At 65.4% G+C, this 17,779-nt stretch carries 19 protein-coding genes; 4 read left to right on the forward strand and 15 right to left on the reverse strand.

Annotated elements, in window-relative coordinates:
* Positions 1–16: 16 nt before the first annotated feature.
* The 8 genes from N7E70_RS24065 to N7E70_RS24100 form a co-directional block, all read right to left on the reverse strand.
* A complete protein-coding gene (locus N7E70_RS24065) occupies positions 17–1,258 on the reverse strand; it encodes a class I SAM-dependent RNA methyltransferase (protein ID WP_263007861.1) in 1,242 nt (413 codons plus the stop codon).
* Positions 1,255–2,028 (reverse strand): TlyA family RNA methyltransferase, encoded by a 774-nt coding sequence (locus N7E70_RS24070; protein WP_442866476.1) that lies wholly within the window; start codon positions 2,026–2,028, stop codon positions 1,255–1,257. The genes N7E70_RS24065 and N7E70_RS24070 overlap by 4 nt, the downstream gene beginning before the upstream one ends.
* A 136-nt stretch (positions 2,029–2,164) precedes the next feature.
* Positions 2,165–4,078 carry a 1-deoxy-D-xylulose-5-phosphate synthase gene (gene dxs / locus N7E70_RS24075; protein ID WP_263007862.1) on the reverse strand — a complete coding sequence of 638 codons (1,914 nt, stop codon included), beginning with the start codon at positions 4,076–4,078 and terminating at the stop codon, positions 2,165–2,167.
* Positions 4,079–4,185: 107 nt separating this feature from the next.
* A complete protein-coding gene (locus N7E70_RS24080) occupies positions 4,186–5,106 on the reverse strand; it encodes a pirin family protein (RefSeq protein ID WP_055978297.1) in 921 nt (306 codons plus the stop codon).
* 44 nt (positions 5,107–5,150) lie between these two features.
* Positions 5,151–5,417 carry a DUF2277 domain-containing protein gene (locus tag N7E70_RS24085; RefSeq protein WP_055978296.1) on the reverse strand — a complete coding sequence of 89 codons (267 nt, stop codon included), beginning with the start codon at positions 5,415–5,417 and terminating at the stop codon, positions 5,151–5,153.
* Positions 5,418–5,501: 84 nt separating this feature from the next.
* Entirely contained in the window at positions 5,502–5,753 is a 252-nt protein-coding gene (locus N7E70_RS24090; protein ID WP_055978295.1) for an exodeoxyribonuclease VII small subunit, read from the reverse strand.
* A gap of 3 nt (positions 5,754–5,756) precedes the next feature.
* The gene (locus tag N7E70_RS24095) at positions 5,757–6,683 is read right to left on the reverse strand and encodes a histone deacetylase family protein (RefSeq protein WP_055978294.1); all 927 of its coding nucleotides are present in this window, start codon (positions 6,681–6,683) and stop codon (positions 5,757–5,759) included.
* Between the two features lie 145 nt (positions 6,684–6,828).
* Positions 6,829–7,440: a TetR/AcrR family transcriptional regulator gene (locus tag N7E70_RS24100; protein ID WP_055978448.1), complete on the reverse strand. Its 612-nt coding sequence runs from the start codon at positions 7,438–7,440 to the stop codon at positions 6,829–6,831.
* 151 nt (positions 7,441–7,591) lie between these two features.
* On the opposite strand from N7E70_RS24100, the gene N7E70_RS24105 reads away from it, so the two are divergent.
* Positions 7,592–8,812, forward strand: coding sequence for an MFS transporter (locus N7E70_RS24105; protein ID WP_055978293.1), 1,221 nt, complete (start codon positions 7,592–7,594; stop codon positions 8,810–8,812).
* A gap of 105 nt (positions 8,813–8,917) precedes the next feature.
* Complete coding sequence (locus N7E70_RS24110; RefSeq protein ID WP_263007863.1) at positions 8,918–10,132, forward strand: MFS transporter; 1,215 nt, start codon at positions 8,918–8,920, stop codon at positions 10,130–10,132.
* 43 nt (positions 10,133–10,175) lie between these two features.
* Here the strand turns inward: N7E70_RS24110 and N7E70_RS24115 are convergent, their stop codons facing one another.
* The 3 genes from N7E70_RS24115 to aroC all read right to left on the reverse strand — a co-directional run bounded on the left by N7E70_RS24115 (position 10,176) and on the right by aroC (position 13,526).
* On the reverse strand, positions 10,176–11,159 hold the full coding sequence (locus tag N7E70_RS24115; protein WP_055978291.1) for a hypothetical protein: 984 nt from the start codon (positions 11,157–11,159) through the stop codon (positions 10,176–10,178).
* A gap of 78 nt (positions 11,160–11,237) precedes the next feature.
* Entirely contained in the window at positions 11,238–12,335 is a 1,098-nt protein-coding gene (gene ribB / locus N7E70_RS24120; RefSeq protein WP_055978290.1) for a 3,4-dihydroxy-2-butanone-4-phosphate synthase, read from the reverse strand.
* A 93-nt stretch (positions 12,336–12,428) separates the two neighbouring features.
* Complete coding sequence (gene aroC / locus N7E70_RS24125; RefSeq protein ID WP_263007864.1) at positions 12,429–13,526, reverse strand: chorismate synthase; 1,098 nt, start codon at positions 13,524–13,526, stop codon at positions 12,429–12,431.
* A gap of 290 nt (positions 13,527–13,816) precedes the next feature.
* On the opposite strand from aroC, the gene N7E70_RS24130 reads away from it, so the two are divergent.
* Positions 13,817–14,065 (forward strand): DUF1344 domain-containing protein, encoded by a 249-nt coding sequence (locus N7E70_RS24130; protein ID WP_055978286.1) that lies wholly within the window; start codon positions 13,817–13,819, stop codon positions 14,063–14,065.
* Positions 14,066–14,083: 18 nt separating this feature from the next.
* Here N7E70_RS24130 and N7E70_RS24135 read toward each other — a convergent pair whose 3' ends face one another.
* The 4 genes from N7E70_RS24135 to N7E70_RS24150 form a co-directional block, all read right to left on the reverse strand.
* Positions 14,084–14,671: a histidine phosphatase family protein gene (locus N7E70_RS24135; RefSeq protein WP_055978284.1), complete on the reverse strand. Its 588-nt coding sequence runs from the start codon at positions 14,669–14,671 to the stop codon at positions 14,084–14,086.
* A gap of 19 nt (positions 14,672–14,690) precedes the next feature.
* A complete protein-coding gene (fabI, locus tag N7E70_RS24140; RefSeq protein ID WP_184698752.1) occupies positions 14,691–15,509 on the reverse strand; it encodes an enoyl-ACP reductase FabI in 819 nt (272 codons plus the stop codon).
* Between the two features lie 108 nt (positions 15,510–15,617).
* The gene (locus N7E70_RS24145; protein ID WP_263007865.1) at positions 15,618–16,559 is read right to left on the reverse strand and encodes a J domain-containing protein; all 942 of its coding nucleotides are present in this window, start codon (positions 16,557–16,559) and stop codon (positions 15,618–15,620) included.
* Positions 16,560–16,648: 89 nt separating this feature from the next.
* The gene (locus N7E70_RS24150; protein ID WP_055978276.1) at positions 16,649–17,113 is read right to left on the reverse strand and encodes an RT0821/Lpp0805 family surface protein; all 465 of its coding nucleotides are present in this window, start codon (positions 17,111–17,113) and stop codon (positions 16,649–16,651) included.
* A gap of 42 nt (positions 17,114–17,155) precedes the next feature.
* Between N7E70_RS24150 and pdxH the strand changes: the two genes are divergently transcribed.
* Entirely contained in the window at positions 17,156–17,773 is a 618-nt protein-coding gene (gene pdxH, locus N7E70_RS24155; RefSeq protein ID WP_263007866.1) for a pyridoxamine 5'-phosphate oxidase, read from the forward strand.
* Positions 17,774–17,779 lie beyond the last annotated feature (6 nt).

Raw genomic sequence — 17,779 nt, forward strand, 5'->3', positions numbered from 1 at the left:
TTCGCATCGAGCGGGCTCAGCGCCGCTTCTTCCGCTTCTCCAGCAGCGCTACCGCCTCGACGTGGTGCGACCAGAGAAACTGGTCGATCGGCGTCACGCTCTTCAATGCGTAACCGCCGTCGATGAGGATGCGGAGATCCCGCGCCAGCGTCGCCGGGTTGCATGACACAGCAGCCACATAAGGCACGTCGGAGCGGGCGATCTGCTTGCACTGGTCCTCGGCGCCGGCGCGCGGCGGGTCGAAGGCGACGCCGTCGAAGGCGTTGAGTTCCTTGAAGGTCAGCGGCCGGCGATCGAGGTCGCGGCGCTCGACGGTCACGCGCTTCAGGCCCGACGCGAAGCGGAAACCACGATCCAGAGCCGCCAATGCCGGCGCGTCGCCCTCGACGGCGTGAACCTCCGAATTTGCCGCCAGCCGCAGCGAAAAGGTGCCGCTGCCGGAGTACAGGTCGGCGACCTTCTTGGCCTTGCGCAGATGGCCGGCAACGAGCGAGGCCATCGCCTGCTCGGCTTCGCCGACAGTCTGGACGAAACCGCCGGTCGGCGGCGTCACCGTGGCTGTGCCGAAGGTCAGCATCGGCTTGACCGGCTCGACGATGATCTCGCCGTCGATGGAAAGCCTGGCGATCTTCGACTTGATGACGAAATCGGTAGCGGCGCGGCGGATCGCCTCGGTCGGCTTGCCGCAATCGCTGGCGGCCACGTCGAAGCCGGATTCGGTCGCGGTGACCAGGAACCTGAAGGGTTTCGACGTGTTGGAGATGATGCCGGCGAGGTGGCGCAGGGTGCCCGCCGCCTCGACGATGGCCGGCAGCAGCACCGGGCACTCCTCGATATCGACGAGGGTGTGGGAAAACGCCTTGTTGTAGCCGAGATGCATCCCGGTCTCGGTGTTGCGGGCGGTAAAGGCGGCGCGCCTGCGGCTGTGCGGCGGACAGGCGACGAGCTCGCCGACCGCAGTTTCGATGCCCCTCGCCTTCAGCGCATGCGCCACCAGCCCGCGCTTCCAGTCGCGATAGGCCCGGTCCTCGAGATGCTGGATGGCGCAGCCGCCGCATTCGGTGAAATGGCGGCAGGCGGGCTCGATCCGCTGTGGCGAGGCCTCGATCACGGCGAGCAATTGCGCGCGATCCTTTTCACGCGCAGCGGTCACCGTCTCGCCAGGCAGCGCAAAGGGAATGAAGATGTGGCCGCCATTGGCATCGACAACGCCGTCGCCATGCGCGCCCAGCCGCGCAATCTCGAACCGTGCAGTCATCGATCTTTCACTCCAGCGAGCAGGTATTCACGATTGCCGTCGGCGCCTTCGAGCGGCGACGGGCAGATGCCGAGCGCCCGCCAGCCCGGAATGGCGTCGAGCCAGATGCGCAATTCGTCGGCAATGCGCGGGCCGTCGTCGGCATTCCTCAGCAGGCCGCCCTTGCCGATCGCCTCGCGCCCGGCCTCGAACTGCGGCTTGACCAGAAAAACGCCCCGTGCGCCCGGTGCGGCCAGGACGAGCGCGTTGGGCAGCGCCAGACGCAGCGAAATGAAGCTCACATCCGAGACGAGAAAGTCCGGCAGCCTTCCGCCGAGGTCGTCAGCGGCCAGGTGACGCGCGTTGAGGCCTTCGAGGCAGGTGACGCGCGGGTCCCGCCTCAGCTTCTCGTCCATCTGGCCGTGTCCGACGTCGATTGCCACGACATGGGCCGCACCGCGCTCCAGCAGCACCTGCGTGAAGCCACCCGTCGAGGCGCCGATGTCCAGTGCCGTGCTGGCAGCCGGATCGAAGCCGAAATGATCGAGCCCGGCGATCAGCTTCAGCGCGGCGCGGGAAACATACGCCTGCGCCGGATCGTCGACCTCGATGGCAACACCCGCGGCAACCGTTTGTCCGGGCTTCTTCGCCGGCTGGCCGTCGACCGTCACGGCGCCACGCGCCACCGCGTCGCGGGCGCGCGAGCGGCTGGCAAAAAAACCGCGGCTGACGAGCAATTCGTCGAGCCGCAGGCTGGCTCCGGAGCGCTGCGCGTCCGATTGGACGCGCACTGGTGCTCCAACTTCCTGAACCTGCGCATCGTGCTTTCCGGAAATCGATTCCGATTTCCGAGCCGATGCCCGGCCTTGCCTCGAGGTTTCCATGGCTTTCAATGGCGAATGCGCGCCCCGAAGGCAAGCGCCCCGATCAGGCGCGCGCCGCTTGGGCCGCCTTGCCGAGTGCGGCAAAGACCGCACGCACGATGCCGGCCGAATCGAGGCCCGCATCGACATACATCTTGTCGGGATTGGCATGGTCGACGAAGCTGTCGGGCAGCGTCAGCGGACGCACCTTGAGGCCGTTGTCGAGCAGGCCGTTGCGGGCGAGGAAGTCGAGCACCTGGCTGGAGAAACCGCCGACCGACCCCTCCTCGACCATGACCAGCACCTCGTGCGAACGCGCCAGGCGGCGGATCAGGTCCTCGTCGAGCGGCTTGGCGAAGCGCGCATCGGCCACCGTCGTCGACAGGCCGGCAGCGCCCAGCTCTTCCGCCGCGAGCAGGCAATCCTTGAGGCGCGTGCCGAAGGACAGCAGCGCCACCTTGGTGCCTTCCCTGACGACCCGGCCCTTGCCGATCTCCAGCACCTGCCCGCGCTCGGGCATGTCGACGCCGACGCCGTTGCCCCGGGGGTAGCGGAACGAAATCGGACCTTCGTCGAACTCGGCCGCGGTGCGCACCATGTGGCGCAGCTCGGCCTCGTCGGCGGCCGCCATGACGACGAAATCGGGCAGCGACGCGAGATAGGCGGTGTCGAAGGCGCCGCAATGGGTCGGGCCGTCGGCGCCGACGAAGCCGGCGCGGTCGATGGGGAAACGAACCGGCAGTTTCTGGATGGCGACGTCGTGGACGACCTGGTCGTAGGCGCGCTGCAGGAAGGTCGAGTAGATCGCCACGAAGGGCCGCATGCCCTCGGTCGCCAGACCGGCGGCGAAGGTCACCGCATGCTGCTCGGCGATGCCGACGTCGAAGGTGCGCGAGGGAAACGCCTCGCCGAACAGGTCGAGGCCGGTGCCCGACGGCATGGCGGCGGTGACGGCGACGATCCTGTCGTCCTCGCGGGCCTCCTGGACCAGGCTCTCGGCAAACACCTTGGTGTAGCTCGGCGCATTCGCCGGCGCCTTTGCCTGGGCGCCGGTGATGACGTCGAACTTGCTGACGCCGTGATACTTGTCGGCGGCGGCTTCCGCCGGGGCGTAGCCCTTGCCCTTCTGGGTCACGACATGGATCAGCACGGGGCCGGTTCCGTTGTCGCGGACATTCTTCAGCACCGGGATCAGGTGCTCGAGATTGTGTCCGTCGATCGGGCCGATGTGGAAGAAGCCCATCTCCTCGAACAGCGTTCCGCCGGTGACGAAGCCGCGCGCATGCTCGACGGCGCGGGTGATGGCGCGGTCGACGCGGCGGCCGAGATAGGAGGTCAGCTTCTTGCCGAGCTCGCGCACGCCGGCATAGGTGCGGCCCGAGGCGAGGCGCGCCAGATAGGCGCTCATCGCGCCTGCAGGCGGGGCGATCGACATGTCGTTGTCATTGAGGATGACGATCAGCCGGGCGTCGAGCGCACCGGCATTGTTCATCGCCTCATAGGCCATGCCCGCCGACATCGCTCCGTCGCCGATGACGGCGATGACGTTGTTCCTGCCGCCGTTGAGATCGCGCGCCACGGCCATGCCGAGGCCGGCCGAGATCGAGGTCGAGGAGTGCGCGGCGCCGAAAGGATCGTATTCGCTCTCGGCACGCTTGGTGAAGCCGGAAAGCCCGTTCTCCTGCCGCAACGTGCGGATGCGGTCGCGGCGGCCGGTCAGGATCTTGTGCGGGTAGGCCTGGTGGCCGACGTCCCAGATGATGCGGTCGTCGGGCGTGTCGAAGACGTAGTGCAGCGCGACCGTGAGCTCGACCACGCCGAGGCCGGCGCCGAGATGCCCGCCCGTCTGGGACACGGCGTCGACCAGCTCGGCCCGGAGTTCGCTGGCCAGCTGCGGCAGCTGGGCCTCGTCGAGCGCGCGCAGTTCGGCCGGTAGCCGGACCTTGTCGAGAAGGGGAGTTTCAGGTTTTGCGTTCATCAAACAGCACTAACATCCATTAACCCACGGCAGATACGACCGCCGACCCGGAAAGTAAATGCGCGGCGGTGACGCGGCCGGGCCAGGATCGTGCTTCCAAGGCGATCCTACCCCTCGGGCAGCGGGATGAATTCTTCTTCATCACCGGGAACGATATCGAAGCGGCCGGTCTTCCATTCGTTCTTGGCCTGCTCGATGCGCTCCTTCGACGACGAAACGAAGTTCCACCAGATGTAGCGCTTGGAACCGAGCGAGGCGCCGCCGAAGAGCATGAAATGTGCGCCGGTCTCGGACGAAATGACGATCTCGTCGCCCGGCTTGAACACCAGCAGGCGCTCGATCGGGAAGCGGTCGCCCAGGATGTCGATCTCGCCGCCCAGCGTGTAGATGGCGCGTTCCTCGGCATCGGCCGGAATCTTGATCCTGGCGCCCGGCGCAAGCGAGATGTCGGCGTAAAGCGTGTCGGAGGCGGCCCGGACCGGCGAGCGCAGGCCCTTGAAATCGCCGATGATGAGCCGTCCGCTGACACCGTCGGCGGCAAATTCCGGCAGGTCGGCGCTGACGGTGTTCTCGAACAGCGGCGCCACCTCCTCCTTGCCGTCGGGCAGCGCCAGCCATGTCTGCAGGCCCGACACCGACATCGGCGCGCCGCGCAGCTCCTCGGGCGTACGCTCGGAGTGGACGATGCCGCGGCCGGCGGTCATCAGGTTCACGTCACCCGGCGCGATCACCATTTCGGTGCCGAGCGAATCCCGGTGCCTGATCTTGCCGTCGAACAGGTAGGTCACGGTCGCAAGCCCGATATGCGGATGCGGCCGCACGTCCAGGGCATGGCCGGCGCGCAGGATCGCGGGGCCCATGCGGTCGAAGAAGATGAACGGCCCGACCAGCCTGCGCTTGGCCGTCGGCAGCGCGCGACGGACCTCGAAGCCGTCGATGTCCTTGGCATTGGGCACGACCATCAGTTCGATCTGGTCGCAGGAAAAGGCGTCACCCGGGGTCGGATCGGCGGCTGGGAAGAAACTCATGACGGTATCCTAGAGTTACGGGAGCGCTGCTGTCACCACTGGTGTCAGGCAAATCTCAGCGCCGAACGTGCCTTTGCCTTGGCGGCCTCTTCCTCGCGGTTGCGCGGATGCTGGTGGGTTTCCATCTCATGCAGCATGTCGTGCGCAGCTTCCGCGATCCTGTCGACCGCCCGCGTGAAAGCCTCCTCGTTCTTCTTCGACGGCTTGGTCGAACCGCTCAGCTTGCGGACAAACTGCAGGGCGGCGTCGCGGATCTCGTCATGCGTCGCCGGCGGCTCGAAATTGAACAATGTCTTGATGTTGCGGCACATCGCCTGCTCCCGGGTTCTATCAACCGTGTGGGTTCCCCATAACTGGGCGCAACGTGCCGCAAGGTCAAGCCATTCGGCCGCCGATCACTCCGCGTCGAGCGGCTCGGTGCCGACCGGCTTGCCGTCGCGCGACAGGCGGATCTTCTCGACCTTGTCCTCGGCCGCCTTGAGCAGACGGTCGCAATGCGCCTTCAGCGCCTCGCCGCGTTCGTAGATCTTGATCGACTGGTCGAGCGGCACATCGCCACGCTCGAGGTCATCGACGATCTTCTCCAGGGCGGCCAGCGCCTGCTCGAAGCTCATCGCCTTGATTTCGTCATTGGGCTCAGCGGCCATGGTTCATCCTTTCATGAGGCGGGTCACGTGGGCGGCGACGGAGAAGGCCAGCCCTTGAAGGTCATAGCCGCCCTCGAGCAGGCTGACGAGGCGGTTCGACGAATGCCGCGCGGCGCGGTCCATCAGTTGGCCCGTCGCCCAGTCGAAATCGGCTTCGGTCAGGTTGATCTCGGCCAGCGGGTCGCGATGATGCGCGTCGAACCCGGCCGAGATGATGATCAGGTCAGGCGCGAAATTGTCGAGCGCCGGCAGCACGCGCGAGCGGATGGCGTCGCGGAAATGGTCGCTGCCGGTGTCGGGCGACAGCGGCGCGTTGACGATGTTGCCGACGCCGGTCTCGCCCTTGGCGCCGGTGCCCGGAAACAGCGGCATCTGGTGGGTCGAGCAGTAGAGAACGCTCGGGTCGTCCCAGAAGATGTCCTGGGTGCCGTTGCCGTGGTGCACGTCCCAGTCGACGATGGCGACGCGCTCGGCGCCATGCTTCTTCTGGGCGTAGCGCGCGGCAATGGCCGCGTTGTTGAACAGGCAGAAGCCCATCGCCGTGGTCTTCTCGGCATGGTGCCCAGGCGGGCGCGAAGCGACGAAGACGTTGTCGGCCTTCTTGGAGAAGACGTCGTCGACCGCCGCGTTGGCGGCACCGATCGCCGTCAGCGCCGCCTGCCAGCTCTTGGGGCTCAGCACGGTGTCGCCATCGATCCGCTCCATCCCCTCTTCCGGCACCTGCCGGCGGATGCCCTCGACGAAAGGCTCGGGATGGACGTAGAGAATCGTCTGCTCTCCACCTTCGGGCGCTTCGACGCGGTCGAGCCTTTCGAACGGTTCGTCGTCGAGCACGCGCTGGATGGCGCGCAGCCGGTCGGGCCGCTCGGGGTGGCCGGCGGGCGTCAGGTGTTCGAGATAGATCGGATGGGTGTAGAGCCGCGTGGTCATCGCCCCACCTTATCAGCTATGGCCGGCCAGACCACGCGATTGCCGACGAAGCCTGGGGAAAAAATGGGCGGGCTTCAACGCACCCTGACACCGCTACGCAATCCCGGTGCCGACGCAGGGGCGCACGTGGACCGAGATGCAGGCATCAGCCGGGGCACTTGTTGTCCACCAGCAGTCCCTCCATCAGCGCGCGAAACGCCTTCACCGCCTTTTTCGACGTCGCGCCAGGGTCATCGGAGTTGGCGATCCACTGCGCCGCATAAAGCGAAGCGCCACTGATCAGCCGCGCCATGGCCTCCGGGTCGATATCGCGGATGACCCCCTCTTCCTTCAGCGCGGCGAGGTTGCTGGTTATCGACATGATACAGGCGTTGGCGTTGGGCCATTGCGCCGGATCGCCGAGGACTCCGGGACCGTCGCGCAGCATGATGCGCTGGATTTCCGGCTCCAGCGCCATTTCGACGTAAGCGATGTTTTCGTCGACGAAACCCTGCCAGCGCGTCGTGGCCTTGGCCGAGATGACGTTGAGACGCACCGACATCTCCCGGTCGATCTGGGCCACGACGGCCTCGAACAGACCCTTCTTGTCGCCGAAGTGGTGATAGAGCGCGCCGCGGGTGAGCCCGGCATCGGCGGTGAAATCATCCATCGATGCGTTGGCGTAGCCCACCGTGGCAAAGGCCCGGCGTGCGGCCGCCGTCAGCTTGGCACGCGTTTCGGCAACCATCTCGCTTCGCGGCTTGTGCGCAGTCTTCATCGCCACTTCCATGCCGGCCTCTCACATACGTTGCGTATATTTATTCGCATACGCGACGTATATTAATTGACATACGCGGCGTATGCAATTATTTCGTTCACATACGCCGCGTATGTAAGTGGCGCATCCTCGCATTTCCAGGAGTGCTCCAATGCACAATCCGTATGGTGAAATCTTCAGTGTCCCGGGGGCCAAGGGCTTCGCGGCGGCTGCCTTCTTCGCCCGCCTGCCGATCGCCATGGCGCCCATCGGCATCGTCGCGATGCTGTCGCAGACGCACGGCGAGTATTGGCTGGCAGGCGCGGTCTCCGCCACCTTCGCCTTGGCCAATGCCTTTGCCGCCCCCCAGATCTCGCGCCTGATCGACCGGCGCGGCCAGACTGCCGTGGCCGTGCCCGCCACGGTCATCTCGGTCCTCGCCTTCGCCACCTTGCTCCTTGCGACGCGCTACGACTGGCCAAGCTGGACGCTGTTCGTCTCGGCCTTCCTCGCCGCGGCCATGCCAAGCGTGCCGGCCATGGTGCGGGCCCGTTGGACCGAGATCTTCCGCGACCGACCCGAGCTCAACACCGCCTTCGCCTTTGAATCGGTCGCCGACGAAATGGTCTATATCGCCGGCGCTTCGATTTCCGTCGGCCTGAGCGTCGCCCTGTTCCCGGAAGCCGGCATGGTGGTCAGCACGCTGCTGCTGGCCTTCGGCATGGCAGCCTTCATCCTGCAACGCTCCAGCGAACCCAGGGTCAGGGCGCCCGAACTTGCGAGCGGCGGCTCGGCGATCATGCTGCGCCCTGTCCAGATCATCACGCTGGCGCTCATCTTCGTCGGTTCGATCTTCGCCACCGCCGAGATCAGCGCCGTGGCGATCACCAAGGAACTCGGCCAACCCACCGCCGCCAGCCTCGTCATCGGCGTCTACGCCGCCGGTTCCCTCGTCGTCGGACTTATCGTCGGCGCCCTGAACCTCAAGGCACCGAAGCAACGCCTGCTCGCCATGGCGATCGCCGTCGTCGCGCTGACGACACTGCCCTTGCTGGTCGCCGACACGGTTCCCCTGCTCGCGCTCGCCATCTTCGCCAGCGGCATTGCGATCTCGCCCACCTTCATCATGGCCTTCGGCCTGATCGAACGGCGGGTGCCCGAGGCCATGCTGACCGAAGGCATCACCTGGGTGATGACGGGCATTGGCATCGGCATGGCTCTGGGCGCCTTCGTGGCCGGCTGGGTCGTCGACAATTTCGGCGCGCAGAACGGCTTCTGGGTTTCCGTGGCCGCCGGCACGATCTCGTTCGCAGTCGTCCTGCTGGGTCAGAAAGCACTCGCGGACGAGCACGAAGTAGAGTTGCCGCGTGCTGCTCCACAAGCAGCGGAATGAGCCAACATTTTCTCAGGCATGCCCTTCCGGCTGCACCAACGAGTCGCCATATCAGGCGGCTCGACTGGCTTTGAAATCTCAGTTATCTCCGCCCCGGTGACATCAATGCGCAATCCATACTCTGAAATCTTCAAGGCACCGGGGGCCAAGGCGTTCTCCGCCGCCGGCTTCGTCGCGCGCCTGCCCATGTCCATGGTCACGCTCGGCATCGTGACCATGCTGTCGGAAACCCACGGCGAATACTGGCTGGCCGGCGCCGTGGCCGCCGCCTTCGCCCTGTCGAGCGCGGTCATTGCGCCGCAGGTCGCCAGGCTGATCGATCGCTACGGCCAGGTCCGCATCCTGCTGCCGAGTGCTGCCCTGGCTGTGGCAGCACTGTCGGGACTGATGCTCGCGACGCGCTACGGCGCGCCCAACTGGGTGCTCTTTGCCTTCGCCATTGCCGCAGGCGTCACGCCGATCATGGGCGCGATGGTGCGCGCGCGCTGGACCGAGATCTACCGTGACACACCCCAGTTGCACACCGCCTTCGCCTTCGAATCGATCGTGGACGAGGTGATCTTCATGGCCGGCCCGATCGTCGCCATCGGCCTCAGCGTCGGCTTCTTCCCGGAGGCAGGCCCTCTCGTTGCGACCGTTTTGCTGGCCCTGGGCAGCCTGCTGTTTGCCGCGCAGCGCTCGACCGAGCCGCCCGTGCATGCGCAGGACCGCAGCGACGGCAAATCCGTGATCTGGCTCGGCCCGGTCCAGATCCTGGTGCTGACCCTGATCGCCATCGGCGCCATCTTCGGCACCGCCGAAGTCACCGCCGTGGCCTTCGCCGAGGCCCAGGGCAACAAGGCGTCCGCAGGCTTTGCGCTGTCCGTCTATGCCGCCGGCTCGCTCATCTCCGGCCTCGTCTTCGGCGCCATGAAGCTCAAGATGCCGCTCGCCCGGCAGCTCCTGATCGCGGTCGCGCTTGCCGCCCTGACGACGCTGCCGCTGATGGCCGTCGACAACGTCACGATGCTTTCCGTCGTCCTGTTCCTCGCAGGCGTTGCAGTGTCGCCGACCATCATCCTGACGATGGCGCTGGTCGAGAAGATCGTGCCGTCGACGAAGCTCACCGAGGGAATGACCTGGGCCGTTACCGGCATCAGCATCGGCATGGCCGCGGGCTCGTCGGCGTCGGGCTGGATGATCGACAATCTCGGGCCCAACAGCGGCTTCATGGTGTCGCTGGTGGCGGGCTTCATCGCGCTGGTGATCACCTTCCTCGGACAGCGTCCGCTGCGGCAATCGGTGCGCATGGCACCGGCAATCACCCAGCCGGCAGAATAGGAGCGGCGCGGTCCGCGTGCCTTGGCGCGCGGACCGGTCTCTATCACGTGCTCTTCGGCGTGCCGTCCCAGCGCGACGCCTCGCCCGAACCGAAGGCCTTTTCCTTCAGCTCCCGGAACTTCGACGACGTCTCCTCCAGCTTGCGATCCCATTCCGGGTTGGGCACCTGGCCCTCGATGACCCTGAAATAGACCTGCATCAGCGAGGCCACGGCGAAAGGCTCGATCAGCGCCGACTTGAACGCCCAGGCAAAGACGATCGCCAGCACGAAGGCCCAGCCGCCAAGCTGGCCCGGCATGAAGTAGAGGATGGCACCTGCCGGCGCGAGCATGAACAGGAAGATCAGCAGCGACACGACCCAGACGACCAGCGACAGCCAGACGGCGTTCTTGACCATGGTCTTGCCGTTCTGCGCGTAGAGCACCACGCCCTGGCGCGCGCTCTGCCATGGCGAGGTGCTGCCGATGCGGATGTTGTAGCCGAGGATGATCTCGTCGACATAGGTCAGCGACATGCGGATCACGGTGTTGACGAACCTGACCACCCCGTCGAGGCCCGGGATCGGCAGGAAGGCGGCGATGCCGCCGATCAGGCCGGTGATGGTGCGGATCACGCCCTTCACCAATTGGTCGAGCACGAACAGGATGCTTGCCTCGCTGAAGCGCTCGTTGACGACTTCGCGGGCGTAGGCGATCTGGTTCTGGCCGCCGGGGATGTCGCGCCCGTCGATGAGATGGACCATCACCGCGATGTGCCCGGCCTTGACGATGTAGAGGATGTATTCGCGGATCCAGTAGACCGCGACCGACACCACGCCGAAGCCGGCGATGCCGCCCCACAGGGCGAACGAGACTGGGCCTTCGGGGTCGGTCGCGATGTGGCCGACGCCGTAGCCGACGCCGGCGCCCGCCCCCATCGCCACGATGTAGGCGAGCGTGATGCCGAAATAGACGACCATGCGCAGCACGATGAACGGCCAGGTGCGCGCCATGATGGCCAAGCTTTGGCCTATGCTGAAATCCCACATACCCGACTCTCCCCCAAGAGAGGTCAAAAGAATGCGCTGCGGCGAGCGGAAGTCAATCACCCCCGGAAGGGGTGAAAATCAGCGGATTTCCGTCTTGGCGATACGGATGCCGAAGCCTTCGAGACCGACATAATGGCGCTCGCGCGAGGCCACCAGGTTGATCGACGAGATGCCGAGATCCTTGAGGATCTGGGCGCCGAGGCCGATCTGGCGCCATTCGTCTTCACGATGGCGGGCTTCTTCATGATCCTCGCGCTCGGCCGAAGGCCGGTTGCGGCCGAGGTTGGAAACGCCGACCGATCCTTCGCGCAGGTAGACGATGACGCCGCGCTTGCATTCGCCGAAGGTCTTCATGATGTCGCCAAGGCGGTTGCTGGTACCGAACACGTCGGTCACCACGTCCTCGGTGTGCAGGCGCACCGGCACTTCCTCGCCATCGCGGATATCGCCGAAGACGATGGCGAGATGGTGCATGACGTCCCACGGCAGCGTGTAGGTGATGGCCTTGGCGGTGCCGGCGGGAGTCTCGATGTCGAAGGTGTCGACGCGCTCGATCAGCGTCTCCTGGCGCTGGCGATAGGCGATCAGGTCGGCGACGGAAACCTGCTTCAGCGCGTTCTTCTCGGCGAAGGCCTGGACCTGCGGACCGCGCATGACGGTGCCGTCGTCGTTCATCAGTTCGGAAATCACGCCGACCGGCGGCAGGCCGGCAAGCTTGCACAGGTCGACAGCCGCCTCGGTATGGCCCGAGCGCATCAGCACCCCGCCCTCGCGCGCGATCAGCGGGAAGATGTGGCCCGGCCGGACGAAGTCGGCGCCGCCGACATTGCCGTTGGCGAGGTTGCGCACGGTCAGGGTGCGGTCCTCGGCCGAGATGCCGGTCGAGGTGCCGTGCTTGAAATCGACGCTTACGGTGAAGGCCGTCGTGTGGGCGGAATCGTTGTCGGCGACCATCGGCGCAAGGTTGAGCCGGCGGGCGTCTTCCTTGAGCATCGGCGCACAGACGATGCCGGAGGTGTGGCGTACGATGAAGGCCATCTTCTCGGCCGTGCAATGGACGGCGGCGACGATCAGGTCGCCCTCGTTCTCGCGCCCGTCGTCGTCCATGACGACCACGATCTCACCGCGCTCGAAGGCTCTCAGCGCTTCGACAATCTTCTTCTGGTCGTATGGCATGGTTGCTCGCTTCGCTCGTTCCGGCGAATGGGGAATGGGGAGTAGCGAATCGAGGCAAACGGCACCATTCGCTACTCACTATTCGCTATTCGCTCATCTTCCCGTCTGTCCTCGATGGCGCAGATAGTGATCGGCAATGGCGCAGGCGACCATCGCCTCGCCGATGGGCACGGCACGGATGCCGACGCACGGATCATGCCGGCCCTTGGTCATCACGTCGACCTCCTTGCCATCCTTGTCGATCGACTTGCGCGGCGTCAGGATCGACGAAGTCGGCTTGACCGCGAAACGCGCGATCACCGCCTGCCCCGTCGAGATGCCGCCCAGTATACCGCCGGCGTGGTTGGACAGGAATATGGGCTGGCCGTCATTGCCCATGCGCATCTCGTCGGCGTTCTCCTCGCCGGTGATGCGCGCGGCTTCGAAGCCGTTGCCGATCTCGACGCCCTTGACGGCGTTGATCGACATCAGGTTCGAGGCGATGTCCTGGTCGAGCTTGCCGTAGATCGGCGCACCGAGCCCCGCAGGCACGCCCTCGGCGACGACCTCGATCACCGCGCCGACCGACGAGCCCGACTTGCGGATGCCGTCGAGATAGTCGGCGAAAGGCTGGACCGAAGAGGCATCGGGCGTGAAGAACGGGTTCTCGGCGCTGCCGATGAAATCCCAGTCCCAGTTGGCCCGGTCGATCGACCTGGTGCCCATCGATACCAGTGCGCCGCGCACCACGAGACCCGGCACGATCTTGCGGGCGATGGCACCGGCAGCGACGCGGGCGGCCGTTTCGCGCGCCGAAGAGCGTCCGCCGCCGCGATGGTCGCGCAGGCCGTATTTGACGTCGTAGGTGTAGTCGGCATGGCCCGGGCGATACTGCCGGGCAATCTCGCCATAATCCTTGGAACGCTGGTCGACATTCTCGATCATCATCGAGATCGGCGTGCCGGTGGAAATCAGCGTCTCGCCATCGTCGTCCAGGATCACGCCCGACAGCACCTTGACCTCGTCGGGCTCGCGGCGCTGGGTAACGAAACGCGACTGGCCCGGCTTGCGCTTGTCGAGCTCGTCCTGGATGTCCTTCAGCGTGAAACGAATGCCGGGCGGGCAGCCGTCGACGACGCAGCCAAGTGCGGGCCCATGGCTCTCGCCCCAGGTGGTGACGCGGAACAGATGGCCAAAGGTATTGTGCGACATGGACAGGCCCTTTCCGGCGGCTTGCCGGGGTATGGGGCCTTCTAGCGCATGGCCCCGAAAAGTAAAATTCCTTTTCGGAAAGGACCGTGCGCCAACCCGCGGGGATGGCGCGTCCTTGCGCCTCCGCAACGACGTGCGGGGTGCGATCGTCTTTTTAGCGGTGGTCAAACCGTGATCGTGGGCGATTTAGTTTTGACACATTCGGTTGGTTTCTGCTTCCCTCCGACCGCCCGTAAATCGTCGCCTTTCGGGGGAGAGGCGTGAATGAACGTGAAAGAAAGAGGACGATAATGCGTACCCTTATTGGCGCCGTTACCGCCGTTCTGATGATCTCCGGCGCCGCGCTGGCCGCAGAGGCCGAAGGTCAGGTCAAGTCGGTCGACAAGGACAAGTCGGTCATCACGCTCGACAACGGCAAGTCATACAAGCTTCCGGGCGAATTCGACGTCGACAACATCAAGCCCGGCATGGAAATCCTTCTGGCCTACGATGTGGTCGAGGGCGAGAACCTGATCACCGACATGGAACTGCCGCAGTAGGCACCGAAATCGCTGCTGCTAGATCCAGTCCAGCCGGCCGCCTTCGAGTTTCAGCACGCGGTCCTGGGGAACCTCCAGGGCCGCGGCTCTGTTTTTGGGCAGATCTTCGACAAGGCGGAAGATGGCGCGGATGACGCCGCCATGGGTGACGCACACGGTCGGCTGCACGACCTCCTCCAGCCACGGACGGATACGGGCCGTCAACATCTCATAGCTCTCAGCATCCTTGCCGGGCGGCACGAAGTCCCACTTGTCGTGCAGGCGCGCTGTGCTGGCGCCGGGCTGGCGGATTTCGAGCTCGGGAAAGGTAAAGCCCTGCCAGTCGCCGAAGTTCACTTCGACCAGGCGGCTGTCGGTGCGATAGGCCGAGGGATCGAGCCCCATTGCCTTGCGCACGCGCTCCATCGTCTCGCGGGTTCGCCGCATCGGGCTCGCCACGAAATCGAAAGCCTCGGGATCGCCGACGAACTCGGCCAGGCGACGGCCGTTGCCGTCGGCCTGTTCGCGGCCGATCGCATTGATGTCGGTGTCCGCCTGCCCCTGCAGGCGCTGCTCGGCATTCCAGGGCGTCTGGCCGTGGCGCACGAAATAGGTGAGCGGGGTCATGTCAGGCTGGTACTGTATGTCAGTCCTTGACGGTCGCGATGTCGGGCGCATCGACCGCCTTCATGCCGACGACATGATAGCCGGAATCGACGTGATGCACCTCGCCGGTGACACCGCGCGACAGGTCCGACAGGAAGTACAGCCCGGAATCGCCGACTTCCTCGATGGAGACCGTACGGCGCAGCGGTGCATTGTACTCGTTCCACTTCAGGATGTAGCGGAAGTCGTCGATGCCGGAAGCAGCAAGCGTCTTGATCGGGCCGGCGGAGATCGCGTTGACGCGGATCTTCTTCGGGCCGAGGTCGACGGCGAGATACTTCACGCTCGCCTCGAGCGCTGCCTTGGCGACGCCCATGACGTTGTAGTTCGGCATCACCTTCTCGGCGCCGTAATAGGTCATGGTCAACAGCGAGCCGCCATCGGTCATCAGCTTCTCGGCGCGCTGGGCGACAGCCGTGAAGGAGTAGACCGAGATGTCCATGGTGCGCAGGAAGTTGGCGTGGCTGGTGTCGACGTAGCGGCCGGTCAGTTCATCCTTGTCGGAGAAGCCGATGGCGTGGACGACGAAGTCGAGCTTGCCCCACTTCTTCTCCAACGTCTCGAAGCAGGCGTCGATGGTCGCCATGTCGGTGACATCGCAATGGCCGCAGACGAAGGCGCCGATTTCGGCGGCCAGCGGCTCGACACGCTTCTTCAGGGCATCGCCCTGATAGGTGAAGGCCAGCTCGGCGCCCTGGTCGGCGCATGCCTTGGCAATGCCCCAGGCGATCGATCTGTTGTTGGCGACGCCGAGAATAAGGCCGCGCTTGCCGGCCATCAGGCCCTGTCCACCCGCCATATGAGCGCTCTCCGATGCAAGAATTGTTTCGCAGAGCCTATCGCATAGGCAACTCATGCCTTCAAGCTTTGATACGCCGATGGCCGGCGACGTCGCGCCGGCCGGCTGTCAGCCGTTGGACTTGCGCATCAGCTCTTCGAGCGCGGCATCGCCAGCCTCGGGCAGCATGACGCGGACATGGACATAGAGATCGGCCTTGCCGCCGGTCTTCTCGGGCAAGCCACGCCCCTTGATGCGCAGGACCTTGTCCGAGCTCGACCAGGCCGGAACGTTGACGGCAAGGCGCCCGGTCGGGGTTTCCACGGCAATCTTGGCGCCGAGCACGGCATCGCGCAACGGGACCGGCAGGTCGGCATGAAGATCCCTGCCCTCGACGCGATAGCGCGGATGGCGGCGGAACCTGATCTTGACGAGCGCGTCACCCGCACCGCCCAGACCCTGCTCGCCCTGGCCCTTGAGCCTGATGGTCTGGCCGTCCTCGACATATTCCGGCAGCTTGACCGCCATCTTGCGTCCGTCGGGAAACATCGCCGTGACCTTTGGCGCGGTCGCCGCTTCCTCGATGGTCACGTCGAGCGTGACGTTGACGTCGCCGCCGGGCTGGGCGCGCTGACCACCGCCCATGCCGGCGCCCGCACCTGCTCCGGGGCCGCGCTGGCTGAAGGAATCGCCGAAAATCTGGCTGAAGATGTCGCCGGCATCGAAGGAGGCGCTGCCCGGGCCGCCGGAACGGAACTCGAAGCGCGAGCCGCCGGGCCCGGCCTGCTGGCGGCGAAAGCCGCCAAACGGATCGCCGCCCGCGGCACCTTCGAAGCCATGGAAGCGCTGCTTGCCCTCGGCATCGATCTCGCCGCGGTCGAACGCGGCCTTCTTCTTCTCGTCGCCGAGAATCTCGTAGGCCTGGTTGGCGGCGGCAAAACGTTCCTTCGCCTTCGGATCGTCCGGGTTCTGGTCCGGATGATGCTTCTTGGCGAGCTTGCGAAAGGCCGCTTTGATGTCCTTGGCCGAGGCGTTCTTGGCAACGCCCAGCACCTCATAGGGGTCGCGCATGCGCAATTCCACAACAGAGAAAAGGGTTGGTTTCCTCCTATATGCGCTCGGCTAGGAAGAAATTCCAGAGGCAGGCTTGCCGCAAAGCGTCAGGCCGGCTCGAAAGCCACCATTTGCCAGGCGCCGGCACCGGCGGCACACACCTCGCCCTTGTACAGGCCGACGCCATCGAAACTTTCGCGCGAGGCGGCGAATTGCCGGCACAAGACGCCACGTCCGGTGCTTTCCACGAGCGCGCTGATCGCACCGCGAGATCCGGTCTCGGCATTGGCCCAGGGAATTGCCTGTCCCTGCAGGCCTTCGACGTCGGCGGAAGAGACCGCGTTGCGGATCGTCGCCTCGTCGGACAGGCGATTCGCATCGTTGCTGCGGCTGGCATCGTCCGGCACCTTGCTGGTCAGAAGCGTGCGGTCAACCTCGGCCTTCTCCAGGCTGAAGCCGCCAACGCCACAGGCGCTGATCGTCGTCAGGCTCAGCAGCAGCAGCACCTTGAAGGATCGGAACCCGAATTGTGGGAGGCAATGGCCCTCAAAGGCTTGCGCGAAGCGCGACAATAGGCATTCTCCCGGTCGTAAATGGCAGGTCGAGTAAGAGCTATGACGGACACAGAGTTAAAAAGCGGTGACTTCACCGAGAGCGCGGAGCCTTATCGGCTGTTTGCAGCGTGGCTGAAGGACGCTACCGCCAGCGAACCGAACGATCCCAACGCGGTGGCGCTGGCAACCGTCGACACCGACGGGCTGCCCGACGTTCGCATGGTGCTGCTCAAGGGCTTCGATGAACAAGGCTTCGTCTTCTACACCAATTTCGAGAGCGCCAAGGGCCGCGAGATCCTGGCGACGATGAAGGCCGCCATGTGCTTCCACTGGAAATCGCTGCGCCGCCAGGTGCGGGTGCGCGGCCCCGTGGAGATCGTCACCGACGCCGAGGCAGACGCCTATTTCGCCTCGCGCCCGCGCGGCAGCCGCATCGGCGCCTGGGCCTCGAAGCAGTCGCGCCCGCTCGAAAGCCGTTTCGCACTGGAGAAGGCGGTCGCCGAGTACACCGCGCGCCATGCCATCGGCGAGATTCCGCGGCCCGCCCACTGGTCCGGCTTCCGCATCCGGCCGAGCCAGATCGAGTTCTGGCACGACCGTCCGTTCCGGCTGCACGACCGCATCGTGTTCACCGCCAACGCCAAGGGCGAGTGGGACAAGGACCGGCTCTATCCCTGAGTTTCT

Source organism: Aminobacter sp. NyZ550 (assembly GCF_025628925.2).
In the GTDB taxonomy this organism is placed as follows: Bacteria; Pseudomonadota; Alphaproteobacteria; order Rhizobiales; family Rhizobiaceae; genus Aminobacter; species Aminobacter ciceronei.